Raw genomic sequence first — 15,545 nt, 5'->3', positions numbered from 1 at the left:
TCTATAGCGACGCCTGTCGTACCTGTTTCTCCAGCTCTACCTTCAACCCCGGCTCCAGCTTCAGTTGCTTCGCCAACTCTTCCAGATAGGCCTTTTCCATAAAGCTTTCCTCATCCACCAGCATCACACTGGCGATGTACATCTCCGCGGCCATTTCCGGCGTACTGGCGGCGCGGGCGACATCGGCTGGGTCGAGGGGTTTGTTGAGTTCGGCGTGCAGCCAGTGTTGCAGTTCCTGATCGTTGTCGAGTTTGGTGAACTCGCCTTCGATCAACTGGCGCTCACGGTCATCAATGTGGCCGTCAGCCTTGGCGGCGGCGACCAGTGCTTTGAGAATCGCCTGGCTGTGCTGCTCGGCTTGCGCGGGTGGCAGTCGATCCAGCGTCTGCGGTTCGTTTTGTGGCGCGGTGCCTTTTTGCGCGTTCCAGTTGCCGTAAGCCTTATAGGCCAGCACACCAAGGGCAGCGAGGCCACCGTAGACCGCAACTTTGCCGCCGACCTTTCGCGCCTTTTTGCTGCCGAGCAGCAGGCCCATGGCCCCGGCAGCCAACGCGCCACCGCCTGCCCCCGAGAGCAGGCCGCCCAGCGCACCGGAGCCTGAAGATCCACCCAGCAAACCGCCCAGTCCGCCAGCAGCGGGTTTGTTCTGCGCGCCACCGGCCTTGTTCTGCAACAGATCCTGGCCAGACTTGAGAAGTTGATCGAGCAATCCACGGGTGTTCATGTTCCGCCTCCAAAACAGGGGTTATCCGGATCTATCAGGCCCTCAGCCTAGTTCGAAAGTGCCCCGGCCCGGCCTGCAAGTGTGCTTCCAGATGTTGCTCCGCCTGCAGCAGCCCTTCGTGAAAATAGATATACACTCCAGCCAATCTATAAAAGCCGCCCACCGGGTACCCTGCTCATGATGACCCTGCGTCAAATCCGTCACTTCATTGCGGTGGCCGAGACCGGCTCGATTTCCGCGGCGGCGCAAACCGCGTTCATTTCCCAATCGACGTTGACCCTGGCGATCCAGCAACTGGAAGAGGAAATCGGCGTCAGCCTGTTCAGCCGCCACGCCAAGGGCATGACCCTGACTCACCAGGGCCATCAATTCCTGCGGCAGGCGCACCTGATTCTGGCCACGGTGGATAACGCCAAGCGCAGCCTGCAACAAAGCACCGATCAAGTTGCCGGGCAGTTGATCGTCGGGGTGACCAGTCTGGTCGCCGGTTACTACCTCGCCGATCTGCTCACCCGTTTTCAGCGCGCCTACCCCAACGTCGAGATCCGCGTGATGGAGGACGAGCGGCCGTACATCGAGCATTTGCTGGTCAGCGGCGAAATCGATGTTGGCGTACTGATCCTCTCCAACCTCGAAGACCGTCACGCCCTGCAGACCGAAGTGCTGACCCACTCGCCGCACCGTCTGTGGCTGCCGGCCCAGCATCCATTGCTGGAACACGACAGCATCAACCTCGCCGACGTCGCTCGCGAACCGCTGATTCAACTGAATGTTGATGAAATGGATCGCAATGCCCAGCGACTGTGGCGCGGCGCCGGGCTGCAACCGAAGATCACCCTGCGCACGGCATCGACCGAAGCCGTGCGAAGCCTTGTCGCAGCAGGTCTGGGCGTATCGATTCAACCGGACATGACTTACCGCCCGTGGTCACTGGAGGGCGACATCATCGAAGCGCGGCCGATTGCCGACCTCAACCAGACCCTCGATGTCGGTCTGGCCTGGCGCCGCGGTACTGCACGCCCCGCTCTGGTCGACCCGTTTTGACTGTGGCCCGCGAACAACCGCACGGCGGACGCAAGCCATCTATTTAATCGAATGCCACCTTCAGTATTTAGAATTTGTCGACCTCGGAGCCGCGCACTAGTCTTGCAGCATCTATAAGACGGTCGGCTCCCGGGCACGGGAGCAACAATGACCACACAAGAAAAGAGATCGCGGAAAATGGCTGGCGTGCAGACCCCGATGTGTACCGCGTTATTGATCGACGGCGAACTGGTCGCCGGGCAAGGTTTTGTCGAACCGATCCTCAACCCGGCCAGCGGTGAAATCCTCACCCACATCGCCGAGGCCAGCACTGAGCAGGTCGAAACTGCGATCCTCGCCGCCCACCGCGCCTTTGCCGAATGGTCACGCACCACGCCGCAACAACGCTCGAACCTGCTGCTGGACATCGCCAGCGCGGTGGAAAAACACGCCGACTACCTCGCCCGCCTCGAATCCTTGAACTGCGGCAAGCCGCTGCACCTCGCGCGGCAGGACGATCTGACCGCCACCGTCGACGTGTTCCGCTTCTTTGCCGGCGCCGTGCGCTGCCAGACCGGTCAGCTCAGCGGTGAATACCTGCCGGGCTACACCAGCATGGTGCGCCGCGATCCGATTGGCGTCGTGGCGTCGATTGCGCCGTGGAACTACCCGATCATGATGGCCGCGTGGAAAATCGCCCCGGCCCTCGCCGCCGGCAACACCCTGGTGTTCAAGCCATCCGAACACACGCCGCTGTCGATCCTCGCACTGGCGCCAGCACTCGCCGAGATCCTGCCGCGCGGGGTGATCAACATCATCTGCGGCGGCGGTGAAGGCGTCGGCAGCCATCTGGTCGGGCACGCCAAGGTGCGCATGGTCTCGCTGACCGGCGATATCGTCACCGGGCAGAAGATTCTCCAGGCTGCAGCGAAAACCCTCAAACGCACACACCTTGAACTCGGCGGCAAGGCCCCGGTGATCGTCTGCAACGACGCGGATATTCAAGCGGTGGTCGACGGCGTGCGCACCTACGGTTACTACAACGCCGGGCAGGACTGCACCGCCGCGTGCCGGATCTACGCGCAAACAGGCATTCACGACAAACTGGTCGCCGAACTCGGCGCAGCGGTCAGCAGCCTGCGCTTCGCCGGCAAGCGCGATGCCGACAACGAGATCGGCCCGCTGATCAGCACCCGCCAGCGCGACCGCGTGGCCAGTTTCGTCGAACGCGCCCTCGGCCAGCCGCACATCGAGCGCGTGACTGGCGCGGCGGTGCATTCCGGCGCCGGGTTCTTCTACCAGCCGACGTTGCTGGCCGGTTGCAAACAGACTGATGAAATCGTCCAGCGCGAAGTGTTCGGCCCGGTGGTCACCGTGACCCGCTTCGACGAACTCGCGCAAGCGGTGGACTGGGCCAACGACTCCGAATACGGCCTCGCGTCGTCGGTGTGGACGCAGAATCTGGACAAGGCGATGCAGGTCGCCGCCCGTTTGCAGTACGGCTGCACCTGGATCAACAGCCACTTCATGCTGGTCAGCGAAATGCCCCACGGCGGGCTGAAACGTTCGGGTTACGGCAAAGACTTATCCAGTGATTCGTTGCAGGACTACAGCGTGGTGCGGCACATCATGGCCCGCCACGGCCAGCATCTCTGACTACGCTAATAACAAGCCGCAAAACGGCATGGCTTCACCGCGTTCACAACTGCCCCGACCATAATTTAAAGAAGAGGGTTCAACCATGTTCGTGCACAAGACCGCACTATTCAGTGCAATCACCACAGCCTTGCTGGCCAGCGCCAGCCTGCAAGCGGCCGAGCCGCTGAAGGCTGTCGGCGCCGGCGCCGGCGAAGGTCAGTTGGATATCGTGGCCTGGCCGGGCTACATCGAACGTGGCGAAAGCGACAAGGCCTACGACTGGGTGAGCGGTTTCGAGAAGGAAACCGGCTGCAAGGTCAACGTCAAGACCGCTGCCACCTCCGACGAGATGGTCAGCCTGATGGCCAAGGGCGGTTACGACCTGGTCACCGCGTCCGGTGATGCATCGTTGCGCCTGATCGTCGGCAAACGCGTGCAACCGATCAACACCGCGTTGATCCCGAACTGGAAAACCCTCGACCCACGTCTGAAAGATGCGCCGTGGTACGTGGTCAACAACCAGACCTACGGCACCCCGTATCAGTGGGGCCCGAACGTGCTGATGTACAACACCAACGTGTTCAAGACGCCGCCGACCAGCTGGAACGTGTTGTTCGACGCGCAGAATTTCCCCGACGGCAAGCCGAACAAGGGCCGCGTGCAGGCCTATGACGGCCCGATCTACATCGCCGACGCGGCGCTGTACCTGAAAACCGCCAAGCCTGAATTGGGGATCAAGGATCCGTATCAACTGACCGAAGTGCAGTACAAAGCCGTGCTCGATCTGTTGCGCGCGCAGCAGCCGTTGATTCACCGCTACTGGCATGACACCACCGTTCAGATGAGCGACTTCAAGAACGAAGGTGTGGTGGCGTCGAGCGCGTGGCCGTATCAGGTCAACGGCCTGATCAACGAGAAACAGCCGATCGCTTCGACCATTCCGAAAGAAGGCGCCACCGGTTGGGCCGACACCACCATGCTGCACGCCGAAGCCAAGCATCCGAACTGCGCGTACAAGTGGATGGACTGGTCGTTGCAGCCGAAAGTCCAGGGTGATGTGGCGGCGTGGTTTGGTTCCCTGCCAGCAGTGCCGGCGGCGTGCAAGGAGAGCGAACTGCTCGGCGCCGAGGGTTGCAAGACCAATGGCTTCGACCAGTTCGACAAGATCGCCTTCTGGAAAACCCCGCAGGCCGAGGGCGGCAAGTTCGTGCCTTATAGCCGCTGGACTCAGGACTACATCGCGATCATGGGCGGCAGGTAAGCCCGAGAGCAACTTGGTCTAACTCCCTTTCCCCCTCTCCCCCCTGGGGGAGAGGGCTGGGGTGAGGGGGTGGCTTTTGACTTTGCTCTTGATTGAAGGGCGACGGCCAATGAGGCCACCCTCACCCCCCGCCCTCTCCCGGAGGGAGAGGGCGCTAAAAGCGGATCGCATTCACCGTTAGATGTTTCAGCTTTTTCAGAAGTCCAGGCAGGGCCGCTGCGACGGCCCGCGCCTTTTTGGAGCACCGCACCATGACGCTTGCAGTCCAGTTCACCAACGTTTCCCGGCAGTTCGGCGAAGTGAAGGCCGTTGACCGGGTTTCCATCGATATCCAGGACGGCGAGTTCTTTTCCATGCTCGGCCCTTCCGGCTCGGGCAAGACCACCTGCCTGCGCCTGATCGCCGGTTTCGAACAACCGAGTGCCGGCTCGATCCGCATTCACGGCGCCGAAGCCGCCGGTCTGCCGCCGTATCAACGCGATGTAAACACCGTCTTCCAGGATTACGCGCTGTTCCCGCACATGAACGTGCTGGACAACGTCGCCTATGGCTTGAAGGTCAAAGGCGTGAGCAAAACCGAGCGCCACAAGCGCGCCGAAGAGGCGTTGGACATGGTCGCCCTCGGTGGCTACGGCGCACGCAAACCGGTGCAGTTGTCCGGCGGTCAGCGCCAGCGTGTCGCCCTCGCCCGCGCCCTGGTCAATCGCCCGCGCGTGCTGTTGCTTGATGAGCCATTGGGTGCCCTCGACCTGAAATTGCGCGAGCAGATGCAGAGCGAACTGAAGAAGCTGCAACGCCAGCTCGGCATCACCTTCATCTTCGTCACCCACGACCAGACCGAAGCACTGTCGATGTCCGACCGCGTGGCGGTGTTCAATAAGGGCCGCATCGAACAGGTCGACACCCCGCGCAATCTGTACATGAAACCGACCACCACCTTCGTCGCCGAATTCGTCGGCACCTCGAACGTGATTCGCGGCGATCTGGCGCGCCAGCTCAGCGGCCATCCGCAGCCATTTTCGATTCGCCCCGAGCACGTGCGTTTCGCCGAAGGGCCGCTCGCCAGCCATGAAATCGAAGTCAGTGGTCTGCTCCACGACATCCAGTATCAGGGCAGCGCCACGCGCTATGAACTGACGTTGGAAAACGGCCAGACCCTGAGCATCAGCCACGCCAACAATCAGTGGTGCGACAGCAGCGCGCAGCACCAGACCGGCCAGCGCCTGAGCGCACGCTGGGCGCGGGAAGCGATGATCCCGCTGCATGACACCGTCGCGAGCGGGGTCTGACATGAGCACGCTCGCAATGACCCAGGCACCGCCGTTGCGGCGGTTTTCCAACCTGCTCTATCGCAAGCCGAATCTTTATCTGTCGCTGCTGCTGGTGCCGCCGTTGCTGTGGTTCGGCGCGATCTACCTCGGCTCGTTGCTGGTGCTGTTGTGGCAAGGTTTCTACACCTTCGACGACTTCACCATGGCGGTCACCCCTGACCTCACACTGGCGAATTTTGCCGCGCTGTTCCAGCCGTCGAACTTCGACATCATCCTGCGTACGCTGAGCATGGCCATCGTCGTGTCGATCGCCAGCGCCATCGTCGCGTTCCCGATTGCCTACTACATGGCGCGCTACACCACGGGCAAGACCAAGGCGTTTTTCTACATCGCGGTGATGATGCCGATGTGGGCCAGTTACATCGTCAAGGCCTACGCGTGGACGCTGCTGCTGGCCAAGGGCGGCGTCGCGCAATGGTTCGTCCAGCATCTGGGACTGGAGCCGGTGTTGCAGTTCATCCTCGGCATTCCCGGCGTCGGCGGCAGTACCTTGTCGACCTCGCATCTGGGGCGCTTCATGGTGTTCGTCTACATCTGGCTGCCGTTCATGATCCTGCCGATTCAGGCCTCGCTGGAACGTCTGCCGCCGTCACTGCTGCAGGCCTCCGCCGACCTCGGCGCCAAGCCGCGCCAGACCTTCATGCAGGTGATTTTGCCGTTGTCGATCCCGGGGATTGCTGCCGGTTCGATCTTCACGTTTTCGCTGACCCTGGGCGATTTCATCGTGCCGCAACTGGTGGGCCCGCCGGGCTACTTCGTCGGCAGCATGGTCTACGCGCAGCAAGGTGCGATCGGCAACATGCCGATGGCCGCGGCGTTCACGTTGGTGCCGATTGTGTTGATCGCGGTTTACCTGTCCATCGTCAAACGTCTGGGGGCCTTCGATGCACTCTGAGCGCGCTTCACTGGGTCTGCGCATCGCCGCCTGGGGCGGGCTGGTGTTCCTGCACTTCCCGATCCTGATCATCTTCCTTTACGCCTTCAACACCGAGGAAGCCGCGTTCAGCTTTCCGCCGAAGGGCTTCACCCTGCACTGGTTCAGCGTGGCGTTTTCACGGCCGGATGTGCTGGAGGCGATCAAGCTCTCGCTGCAGATTGCCGCCATCGCCACGTTGATCGCGATGGTGCTCGGCACGCTGGCTTCAGCCGCGTTGTACCGCCGCGATTTCTTCGGCAAACAGGGCATTTCGCTGATGCTGATTTTGCCGATCGCCCTGCCGGGGATCATCACCGGGATCGCGCTGCTGGCGACGTTCAAGACGCTGGGGATCGAGCCGGGGATGTTCACCATCATCGTCGGCCACGCGACCTTCTGTGTGGTGATCGTTTACAACAACGTCATCGCCCGCCTGCGCCGCACGTCGCACAGCCTGATCGAAGCCTCGATGGACCTCGGCGCCGACGGCTGGCAGACCTTCCGCTACATCATCCTGCCGAACCTCGGCTCGGCCTTGCTGGCCGGCGGCATGCTGGCGTTTGCGCTGTCGTTCGACGAAATCATCGTCACCACGTTCACCGCCGGGCATGAGCGCACGTTGCCGTTGTGGCTGCTCAATCAACTCAGCCGCCCACGGGATGTACCGGTGACCAACGTGGTTGCCATGCTGGTGATGATGGTGACCATGCTGCCGATTCTTGGCGCGTATTACCTGACCCGGGGTGGCGAGAGCGTCGCCGGTAGCGGCGGGAAATGAATATCTGACAGACACCTAGATCCCCTGTGGGAGCGAGCTTGCTCGCGAAGGGGCCATGACATCCAACATTGATGTCGGCTGACACACCGCCTTCGCGAGCAAGCTCGCTCCCACAGGTTTCTCAATTCGGCCAGAACAATAAAAGTGTTAGCGAGGACAATGAAATGCAAACCAGACTCTTGATCAATGGCCACCTGGTCAACGGCGAAGGCCCAGCCCAACCGGTGCTCAACCCGGCGCTCGGCAGCGTGCTCGTGGAAATCAACGAAGCCTCCGAGGCCCAGGTCGACGCCGCCGTGCGCGCCGCCGATAACGCCTTCGCCGAGTGGTCGCAAACCACCCCGAAAGACCGTTCGCTGCTGCTGCTCAAACTCGCCGACGCCATCGAAGCCCATGGCGAGGAACTGGCGAAACTCGAATCCGACAACTGCGGCAAACCCTACAGCGCCGCACTGAACGACGAGATCCCGGCGATTGCCGATGTGTTCCGTTTCTTCGCCGGCGCCAGCCGTTGCATGAGCGGTTCGGCCGGTGGCGAATACCTGCCCGGCCACACCTCGATGATCCGCCGCGACCCGGTGGGCGTGATCGCCTCCATCGCGCCGTGGAACTACCCGCTGATGATGGTCGCCTGGAAAATCGCTCCGGCCCTCGCCGCCGGTAATACGGTGGTGCTCAAGCCGTCGGAACAGACCCCGCTGACCGCGTTGCGTCTGGCCGAACTGGCGTCGGAAATCTTCCCGGCCGGTGTACTCAATCTGGTGTTTGGTCGCGGTCCTAGCGTCGGCAGCCCGCTGGTGACTCACCCGAAAGTGCGCATGGTCTCGCTGACCGGCTCCATCGCCACTGGCTCGAACATCATTTCCAGCACCGCCGACAGCGTGAAACGCATGCACATGGAACTGGGCGGCAAGGCGCCGGTGATCATCTTTGACGACGCCGACATCGATGCGGCGGTTGAAGGCATTCGTACGTTCGGTTTCTACAACGCCGGGCAGGACTGCACCGCCGCGTGCCGGATCTACGCGCAGCAAGGCATCTACGACCAGTTCGTCGAGAAGCTCGGCGCAGCGGTCAGCAGCATCAAGTACGGCTTGCAGGATGATCCGTCGACCGAACTGGGGCCGCTGATCACCGCGCAACATCGCGACCGCGTCGCCGCATTCGTCGAACGTGCCGTAGCGCAGTCGCACATTCGCTTGATCACCGGCGGCAAGGCTGTAGAAGGCAACGGGTTCTTCTTCGAACCGACGGTGCTGGCCGACGCGCAACAGGATGACGAGATCGTTCGCCGCGAAGTGTTCGGGCCGGTGGTCTCGGTGACCAAATTCACCGATGAAGCGCAGGCGCTGGAGTGGGCCAACGATTCGGACTACGGCCTCGCCTCCTCGGTATGGACGGCGGATGTCGGACGCGCGCATCGCTTGTCCGCGCGGTTGCAGTACGGCTGCACCTGGGTCAACACGCACTTCATGCTGGTCAGCGAAATGCCGCATGGCGGTCAGAAATTGTCCGGCTATGGCAAGGACATGTCCATGTTCGGACTGGAGGACTACACCACGGTTCGGCATGTGATGTTCAAGCACTAAGGTCAAAAGCTTCGCGAGCAGGCTCGCTCCCACATTAATTGAAATGCGTTCCACCTGTGGGAGCGAGCCTGCTCGCGAAGGCGTCACCTCGGTTTCAGGAAGGAAACCGGCATTACGCACCACCAGGATCCCAAAACAATAACTACCGACCCGGGCGGCGCCCGCAAAGCCCCGCCACGGCCTCGGCCATCCGAAATCTGCCGATTTCCCGGAGCAAAACACATGAGTGCCTCACCCGAACTCTCGGCCGCCATTGCCGACAGCGATGCCGAACAACTGCGCAAACTCGGCTACACCTCGAACTTCAACCGCAGCATGAGCCTGTGGGAAAACTTCGCTTTAGGGTTCACCTATCTGTCACCGGTCGTAGGGGTTTATACCCTGTTCGGCCTGTGCCTCGCGGCCGGCGGGCCACCGATGTTCTGGGCCTACTTGCTGGTCGGTTGTGGTCAGTTGCTGGTGTGCCTGATCTTTGGCGAAGTGGTCTCGCAGTTCCCGATTTCCGGCGGTGTCTATCCATGGGCACGGCGTCTGGTCGGCAAGAAATGGGCGTGGATGGTCGGCTGGATCTACTCCATCGCCCTGTGCGTGACCATCGCGGCGGTGGCCGTGGGTGCCGGCCCGTATCTGGCGGCCATGCTCGGGTTTGAACCGAGCAACAACACCAACATCGTCATCGCGCTGGTGCTGACCTTGTTCGCCACGCTGGTCAATCTGAGCGGCACCAAAGTGCTGGCGCGCATCGCCATGTTCGGCTTCCTCTGCGAACTGGTCGGCGCGGTAATCGTCGGCGTGTACCTGCTGATCTTCGAGCGTCACCAGCCGCTGAGCGTGCTGTTCAACACCTTCGACATCCGCGTCGACGGCTCGTACCTGCCGGCGTTCCTCACCGCTTCGCTGGCGGGGATGTTCCTCTACTACGGCTTCGAGGCCTGCGGCGACGTTGCCGAAGAAACCCCGAACCCGAGCGCCAAAATCCCGGTGGCCATGCGCATGACCATCTACATCGGCGGCATCGCGGCGATGTTCGCCTGCCTGGCGCTGATCCTCGCCGTGCCGGACATGCAAGCGGTGATCAACGGCACCGACAAGGACCCGGTCACCACCATCCTCAACAACGCCTTCGGCCCGATCGGCTCGAAAGTGGTGATGGGCGTGGTAATGATTTCCTTCATCTCCTGCGTCATCAGCCTGCAGGCTGCGGCGAGTCGTCTGCTGTACTCCTACGCTCGCGATGAAATGGTCATCGGCAGCCGACTGCTGAAAAAGATTTCTCCTACGACCCAGGTGCCCGTTGCCGCGCTGTTCGTGTCCGGCGTCCTGCCCGCCCTGATCATCGCCCTCGGCTTCTTCCTGCAAGACGCCGTGGCCACCATCGTCAGCTTCGCGGCGATCGGCATCTACCTCGCGTTCCAGATGATCGTACTGGCCGCTTTGTACGCGCGAATGAAAGGCTGGAAACCCAGCGGCAAATTCACCCTCGGCGCGTGGGGCTGGCCCGTGAACATCGGCGCGCTGGTGTATGGCGTCGGCGCAATCATCAACATGGCCTGGCCACGTACGCCGGATGCGGCGTGGTACGTGAACTATGCGATGGTGTTGAGCACCGCGATCGTGATTGGGCTGGGGTTGGTTTATATGTGGATCGGCAAGCCGTATGACCATGGGAAGGCGCCGGCTGGGGATGCGTGGAAGGTGAGTCGCTAAATATCAGCAACCGGCCCGCAAGGATGCGGGCCGGTGCAGGGTGCTAGATGAGTTGAGGCTTGGATAATGTCTCGAACTCATCCATCAGCAAATGGATTTCCGTGCTGGGATTGGGCTCACCACTGACCGCGACATCCTCAAGCACTTTCGGCGCAAGCGTTCTCGCCCGCTGGAACGGCTCACCCAGCAACCGGGTGAAATAACTGATGTCTCTGCCCTTCTCATAACCCGCCATATCCGGCTTAGTCCTCAAGCACTTGTTCACCAGATCACCTGGGGAGTTTTTCCCGGCGGCCCGATATGGCTTCCGACTGAAGCCAAAGTGCAAAAGGAGCCAGAACTCGAAGCACGGATACGATGCGATGACGTTGATTTTTGGATGCAATTTGGCCGTCCTCAACGCACGCTCGAAGCACAGATGCGTATCGCGATCCAATACACAAAATACCTTGTCGAAGCGTTTCTGCCGCATCACTGCCCGCTCTACGATACCGCTCGGGTGTGTCACACCACAGTGGACGATCTCAACCTGAGCCCTGGCCCGAAAGTGAAATGCGGCTTCCTCCAGATAACGCTTTCCCGACTTGCTGTCCTCGCAGAGCACAAGCACTTTGGGTTGCGGTTTGAAGCGTGACGCTTTTCGATCAAACGACTTGTTCAAACTCACCATTGTCAGCCCTGCCTGATCAGCGGCAGCCCGCGATAGCGTCCCTCGAAATAACGTTTCTCAACGTCCTCGCTTTCTCGGCCTTCAAAGTCGTGAACGGAAAACAGACTCGTCGCACCGTAAGCATCACGTTCCGTAATCCAGAACTGATCACGCCGCAGAATCTTTTCATTCATCAGGTGCGTGTCGTGAGTGGTGAAAATCAACTGGGTATTCAGCCCGCTGTCCAAATGTTTGCCAATCAAGTCCACGACAATTTCAGGATGCAGACTGCTGTTCAACTCATCGACACAGAGAACGCCGCTGCCACCAGCCTGATTCATCATGAACCAAGGCAACCAGAAGCCGATCAGGCTCCTGGTACCGCATGACTCTTCGGCAAAATCGAATTCGGCTTCGCCTGAGATACTGGAGTGCGTAAGGGTCAATCTGTCTCCTTGTGCAGCCGCAACGAACTCCTTCAATGTCATTTTTCTGTTGGTTGGAGGCGCCACAGAATGTTCCGAACTGAGCTGGATGGCTGATACAGGAATATCCAGAGCACAGAGAAATTCGCGTAGATCGCTGGTATGACTTTCAGCCATCTGAAGAAAGCGAATCGATGCAGAAGACAGGCTGCGCATGTTGCTCTGTTCGACCACCAGCAGGCCTCTTTGAAACCAGCAAAACGGTGCGCGCAACTGGGTCAGCTCTTCGCTGCTATGGATAACGGCTTGCGCGATGAACAGCATCTTAGGACTGGTCAAACGCCCCCAGGCACAATGTACGTCTTTACCGCCTTCAAGAGTTTTACCAAAGGTGTAATGCTCGCCCTGAGTATCAACTTGACGGTCGTACAGCAAAGTCTCTTTTCCTTTTGGATAGCAGAGCAATTGTTCATGAACAATTCGCTGTGCCGTCAACGCGAGCACAAATCGGTAGCGCAGCCCACATTGCACGAAATCGTATTCAAAAATGCTGGGAGACTCTTTGAGCGCTGCGTCAAAGCGAAAGGATGCAACGGGTAACACGTCATCCTGGATGCCTGCTGGCGTCGCCAGCAACCTGCTCACTATCCCCATCGCACGAACTAGTGAGGACTTGCCTGAAGCGTTCGGGCCATAAATGGCAGCGACCTTGAGCAGGTCCGGAAGTTTTTCAGTGGTCGTGGTGACGTTGAAAGTGTTTCGGGTTTTGCTCAAGCGCGGGCTTGCTGCCATGGACAGGGTTTGCCTGTCACGGAACGAGCGATAATTGGAAACCGAAAATTCGATCAGCATGGAGAAAACCTGCAGTTCGTTGCATGGATCTCCATAAATAAATGAAAAAACGCGCCCCAGATGCAGGCCGGCTGCAGACAGCGCAAAAACAGGCATTTCCTACAGATACAGCCTTCGCGAAAAAGTACTGTTTCCTACGCTGTACTTGCACCTGGACTTGGCGCCGCTAGCGCCTGAACAATGGCGTTTATCCCGCTACTGCAGATTCAGCAGTCCGGGGTCAGAGGCTTGAAGTGCTGGAGTTGACGCACGGCCAGAAGCCGTATCCGGTGTTGGCTACTTGTCGCTGATGCTCACCCGAACAACAAACTTGTGGCTAAGGAGCTTGCTCCCTAGCCACAAGTGGCTATCCAAACACTAAAACCGCGAAACACTCCGCATCGCATCCACCAGATACCGCATCGCAATCCGGTCACTCTCCGACAACTCGCGATAACGCTCCACCAGCTTCAGCTCTTCAGAACTCAAACGACGCCTTCTGCGTCCGCTGCTCAGGCAGGGAAAGATGCCGAGCATTTCGGCGATGCCTTGTATTTTTGCCATGGACGATGTCCTTCTCTGATACTTCGAAGAATTGCTTGATCACCACATCGCCCTGCCCCTTACAGCAGCGCCTGTGCCCCGCCGGTCGTGCCGGCCATGTTCATAGAATAGAAATTTAATCGGCGCTGAAAAGCGGTTTTTAGAGTAATTAGTCGAAAAAAGCAGAAATGCCCTGTAAATCAGAAAGTGCCGTCGGACATTTAACCGACATGTCTTGTTTCATTGACACTCTGTCGGTGTGTATCAACGAATTTTGCAACGCGAGCGAACCGTTTAAGCTAGCCGGCATCTGTTTATAGTCCGTTGCGTTTGGCCGAAGGCTTGTCCGAACCGTAATTTCTGATCCAGCACGTGCCAGGAAAGGCGCGGGATTGCTCACGACAGGTTGTATTTATGCACCGCAGGAATTTGCTCAAAGCGTCGATGGCCATTGCGGCTTACACCGGTCTCTCGGCTTCCGGCCTGCTGGCCGCCCGTGCCTGGGCAGCCAATGGTGGCGCCGCCGATGGCGAGGCCCAGGCTTTCGACTTCGAAGCGCTGAAGCGCCAAGCCAAGCAATTGGCCGGAACGGCCTATCAGGACAGCAAACAGGTGCTGCCGCCGACTTTGGCGACCATGACCCCGCAGAACTTCAACGCGATCCGCTACGACGGCGATCATTCGTTGTGGAAAGAGAACAAGGGTCAGCTGGACGTGCAGTTCTTCCACGTCGGCATGGGTTTCCGTCAACCGGTGCGCATGTACAGCGTCGATCCGAAGACCCGGACCGCGCGCGAAGTGCATTTCCGCCCGACGCTGTTCAACTACGAGAACACCTCGGTCGATACCCAGCAGCTCAAGGGTGACCTGGGCTTTGCCGGTTTCAAGCTGTTCAAGGCGCCGGAGCTGGATCGCCATGACGTGGTGTCGTTCCTCGGCGCCAGCTATTTCCGCGCGGTGGATGCCACTGGCCAATATGGCCTCTCGGCCCGTGGTCTAGCCGTCGACACTTACGCGAAAAAGCGCGAAGAATTCCCGGACTTCACCAAATTCTGGTTCGAGACCCCGGATCAGAATGCCACTCGCTTCGTGGTCTACGCCCTGCTCGACTCGCCGAGCGCCACCGGTGCATACCGCTTCGACATCGATTGCCAGGCCGAGCGCGTGGTGATGGAAATCGACGCCCACATCAATGCGCGTACCGCCATCGAACAACTGGGCATCGCACCGATGACCAGCATGTTCAGCTGCGGCACCCACGAACGCCGCATGTGCGACACCATCCACCCGCAGATTCACGACTCCGATCGCCTGGCGATGTGGCGCGGCAACGGCGAGTGGATCTGCCGTCCGCTGAACAACCCGGCGACCCTGCAGTTCAACGCGTTCGCCGACACCGATCCGAAGGGCTTCGGTCTGGTGCAGACCGACCACGAGTTCGCCAACTATCAGGACACCGTCGACTGGTACAGCAAACGCCCGAGCCTGTGGGTCGAGCCTACAACCGCGTGGGGCGAAGGCTCCATCGATCTGCTGGAAATTCCTACCACCGGCGAAACGCTCGATAACATCGTCGCGTTCTGGACGCCGAAGAAGCCAGTGGCCGCAGGCGACTCGCTGAACTATGGCTACAAGCTCTACTGGAGCGCCCTGCCACCGGTCGGCACGCCGCTGGCGCGAGTACATGCGACCCGTTCGGGCATGGGTGGATTCGTCGAAGGCTGGGCACCGGGCGAGCATTACCCGCCAGTCTGGGCGCGGCGTTTTGCCGTGGACTTCACCGGCGGCGGTCTCGATCGCCTGCCGCAGGGCACCGGGATCGAACCGGTGGTCACCTGCTCCAACGGCAAGGTGCAGGACTTCAGCGTGCTGGTGCTCGATGACATCAAGGGTTACCGGATCCTGTTCGACTGGTACCCGACCAGCGACAGCGTCGATCCGGTAGAGCTGCGGCTGTTCATCCGCACCAATGACCGCACGTTGAGCGAGACCTGGTTGTACCAGTACTTCCCGCCGGCACCGGACAAGCGCAAGTATCCTTGAAGGTTGTCTAGCGTCTGATCGGGCCTCATCGCTGGCAAGCCAGCTCCCACAAGTTCGGTGCCGTACACAAATTTCGTGATCGACACC

General features: G+C 60.1%; 12 protein-coding genes and 1 pseudogene. 9 read left to right on the top strand and 4 right to left on the bottom strand.

Annotated elements, in window-relative coordinates; genetic code table 11:
• Nucleotide 1: 1 nt before the first annotated feature.
• Nucleotides 2–724, bottom strand: a complete 723-nt coding sequence (locus tag M0814_RS21135) for a tellurite resistance TerB family protein (RefSeq protein ID WP_103485381.1) — start codon at nt 722–724, stop codon at nt 2–4.
• 177 nt (nt 725–901) lie between these two features.
• Here M0814_RS21135 and M0814_RS21130 point away from each other — a divergent pair.
• The 8 genes and pseudogenes from M0814_RS21130 (at nt 902) to M0814_RS21095 (ending at nt 10,967) form a co-directional block, all read left to right on the top strand.
• Nucleotides 902–1,815 (top strand): annotated as a pseudogene (locus M0814_RS21130) (LysR family transcriptional regulator).
• 130 nt (nt 1,816–1,945) lie between these two features.
• Complete coding sequence (locus M0814_RS21125) at nt 1,946–3,403, top strand: gamma-aminobutyraldehyde dehydrogenase (RefSeq protein WP_103485379.1); 1,458 nt, start codon at nt 1,946–1,948, stop codon at nt 3,401–3,403.
• 85 nt (nt 3,404–3,488) lie between these two features.
• Entirely contained in the window at nt 3,489–4,646 is a 1,158-nt protein-coding gene (ydcS, locus tag M0814_RS21120; protein WP_103485378.1) for a putative ABC transporter substrate-binding protein YdcS, read from the top strand.
• Nucleotides 4,647–4,897: 251 nt separating this feature from the next.
• Nucleotides 4,898–5,935, top strand: a complete 1,038-nt coding sequence (locus tag M0814_RS21115) for an ABC transporter ATP-binding protein (protein WP_003222026.1) — start codon at nt 4,898–4,900, stop codon at nt 5,933–5,935.
• 1 nt (nt 5,936) lies between these two features.
• Nucleotides 5,937–6,872 (top strand): ABC transporter permease, encoded by a 936-nt coding sequence (locus M0814_RS21110; RefSeq protein WP_045122310.1) that lies wholly within the window; start codon nt 5,937–5,939, stop codon nt 6,870–6,872.
• Nucleotides 6,862–7,671, top strand: a complete 810-nt coding sequence (locus tag M0814_RS21105; RefSeq protein WP_003222021.1) for an ABC transporter permease — start codon at nt 6,862–6,864, stop codon at nt 7,669–7,671. Before M0814_RS21110 ends, M0814_RS21105 begins: the two co-directional genes overlap by 11 nt.
• Before the next feature lie 164 nt (nt 7,672–7,835).
• The gene (locus M0814_RS21100; protein WP_103485377.1) at nt 7,836–9,260 is read left to right on the top strand and encodes a gamma-aminobutyraldehyde dehydrogenase; all 1,425 of its coding nucleotides are present in this window, start codon (nt 7,836–7,838) and stop codon (nt 9,258–9,260) included.
• Nucleotides 9,261–9,482: 222 nt separating this feature from the next.
• Entirely contained in the window at nt 9,483–10,967 is a 1,485-nt protein-coding gene (locus M0814_RS21095) for an amino acid permease (RefSeq protein WP_103485376.1), read from the top strand.
• Nucleotides 10,968–11,010: 43 nt separating this feature from the next.
• Here the strand turns inward: M0814_RS21095 and M0814_RS21090 are convergent, their stop codons facing one another.
• The 3 genes from M0814_RS21090 to M0814_RS21080 all read right to left on the bottom strand — a co-directional run bounded on the left by M0814_RS21090 (nt 11,011) and on the right by M0814_RS21080 (nt 13,436).
• The gene (locus tag M0814_RS21090) at nt 11,011–11,637 is read right to left on the bottom strand and encodes an RloB family protein (protein WP_003222016.1); all 627 of its coding nucleotides are present in this window, start codon (nt 11,635–11,637) and stop codon (nt 11,011–11,013) included.
• A 2-nt stretch (nt 11,638–11,639) separates the two neighbouring features.
• Entirely contained in the window at nt 11,640–12,893 is a 1,254-nt protein-coding gene (locus M0814_RS21085) for an ATP-binding protein (RefSeq protein ID WP_103485375.1), read from the bottom strand.
• A 357-nt stretch (nt 12,894–13,250) separates the two neighbouring features.
• Nucleotides 13,251–13,436 carry a hypothetical protein gene (locus M0814_RS21080; RefSeq protein ID WP_041063212.1) on the bottom strand — a complete coding sequence of 62 codons (186 nt, stop codon included), beginning with the start codon at nt 13,434–13,436 and terminating at the stop codon, nt 13,251–13,253.
• Between the two features lie 393 nt (nt 13,437–13,829).
• Here M0814_RS21080 and M0814_RS21075 point away from each other — a divergent pair, with 393 nt between their 5' ends.
• Nucleotides 13,830–15,458 carry a glucan biosynthesis protein D gene (locus tag M0814_RS21075; RefSeq protein WP_103485374.1) on the top strand — a complete coding sequence of 543 codons (1,629 nt, stop codon included), beginning with the start codon at nt 13,830–13,832 and terminating at the stop codon, nt 15,456–15,458.
• The last annotated feature ends 87 nt before the right edge of the window (nt 15,459–15,545 follow it).

Source organism: Pseudomonas sp. MWU12-2020 (assembly GCF_023100605.1).
Lineage (GTDB): Bacteria > Pseudomonadota > Gammaproteobacteria > Pseudomonadales > Pseudomonadaceae > Aquipseudomonas > Aquipseudomonas fluorescens_H.
The sequence above is the reverse complement of the archived record's forward strand: the minus strand, read 5'-3'. Positions and strand labels throughout refer to the sequence as shown.

Excerpts from the sequence above, each read along its gene's own strand:
- ydcS (WP_103485378.1), top strand. The coding sequence starts at position 3,489 with ATGTTCGTGCACAAGACCGCACTATTCAGTGCAATCACCACAGCCTTG.
- M0814_RS21095 (WP_103485376.1), top strand. The coding sequence starts at position 9,483 with ATGAGTGCCTCACCCGAACTCTCGGCCGCCATTGCCGACAGCGATGCC.
- M0814_RS21090 (WP_003222016.1), bottom strand. The coding sequence starts at position 11,637 with ATGGTGAGTTTGAACAAGTCGTTTGATCGAAAAGCGTCACGCTTCAAA.
- M0814_RS21080 (WP_041063212.1), bottom strand. The coding sequence starts at position 13,436 with ATGGCAAAAATACAAGGCATCGCCGAAATGCTCGGCATCTTTCCCTGC.
- M0814_RS21105 (WP_003222021.1), top strand. The coding sequence starts at position 6,862 with ATGCACTCTGAGCGCGCTTCACTGGGTCTGCGCATCGCCGCCTGGGGC.
- M0814_RS21085 (WP_103485375.1), bottom strand. The coding sequence starts at position 12,893 with ATGCTGATCGAATTTTCGGTTTCCAATTATCGCTCGTTCCGTGACAGG.
- M0814_RS21125 (WP_103485379.1), top strand. The coding sequence starts at position 1,946 with ATGGCTGGCGTGCAGACCCCGATGTGTACCGCGTTATTGATCGACGGC.
- M0814_RS21110 (WP_045122310.1), top strand. The coding sequence starts at position 5,937 with ATGAGCACGCTCGCAATGACCCAGGCACCGCCGTTGCGGCGGTTTTCC.
- M0814_RS21135 (WP_103485381.1), bottom strand. The coding sequence starts at position 724 with ATGAACACCCGTGGATTGCTCGATCAACTTCTCAAGTCTGGCCAGGAT.
- M0814_RS21075 (WP_103485374.1), top strand. The coding sequence starts at position 13,830 with ATGCACCGCAGGAATTTGCTCAAAGCGTCGATGGCCATTGCGGCTTAC.
- M0814_RS21100 (WP_103485377.1), top strand. The coding sequence starts at position 7,836 with ATGCAAACCAGACTCTTGATCAATGGCCACCTGGTCAACGGCGAAGGC.
- M0814_RS21115 (WP_003222026.1), top strand. The coding sequence starts at position 4,898 with ATGACGCTTGCAGTCCAGTTCACCAACGTTTCCCGGCAGTTCGGCGAA.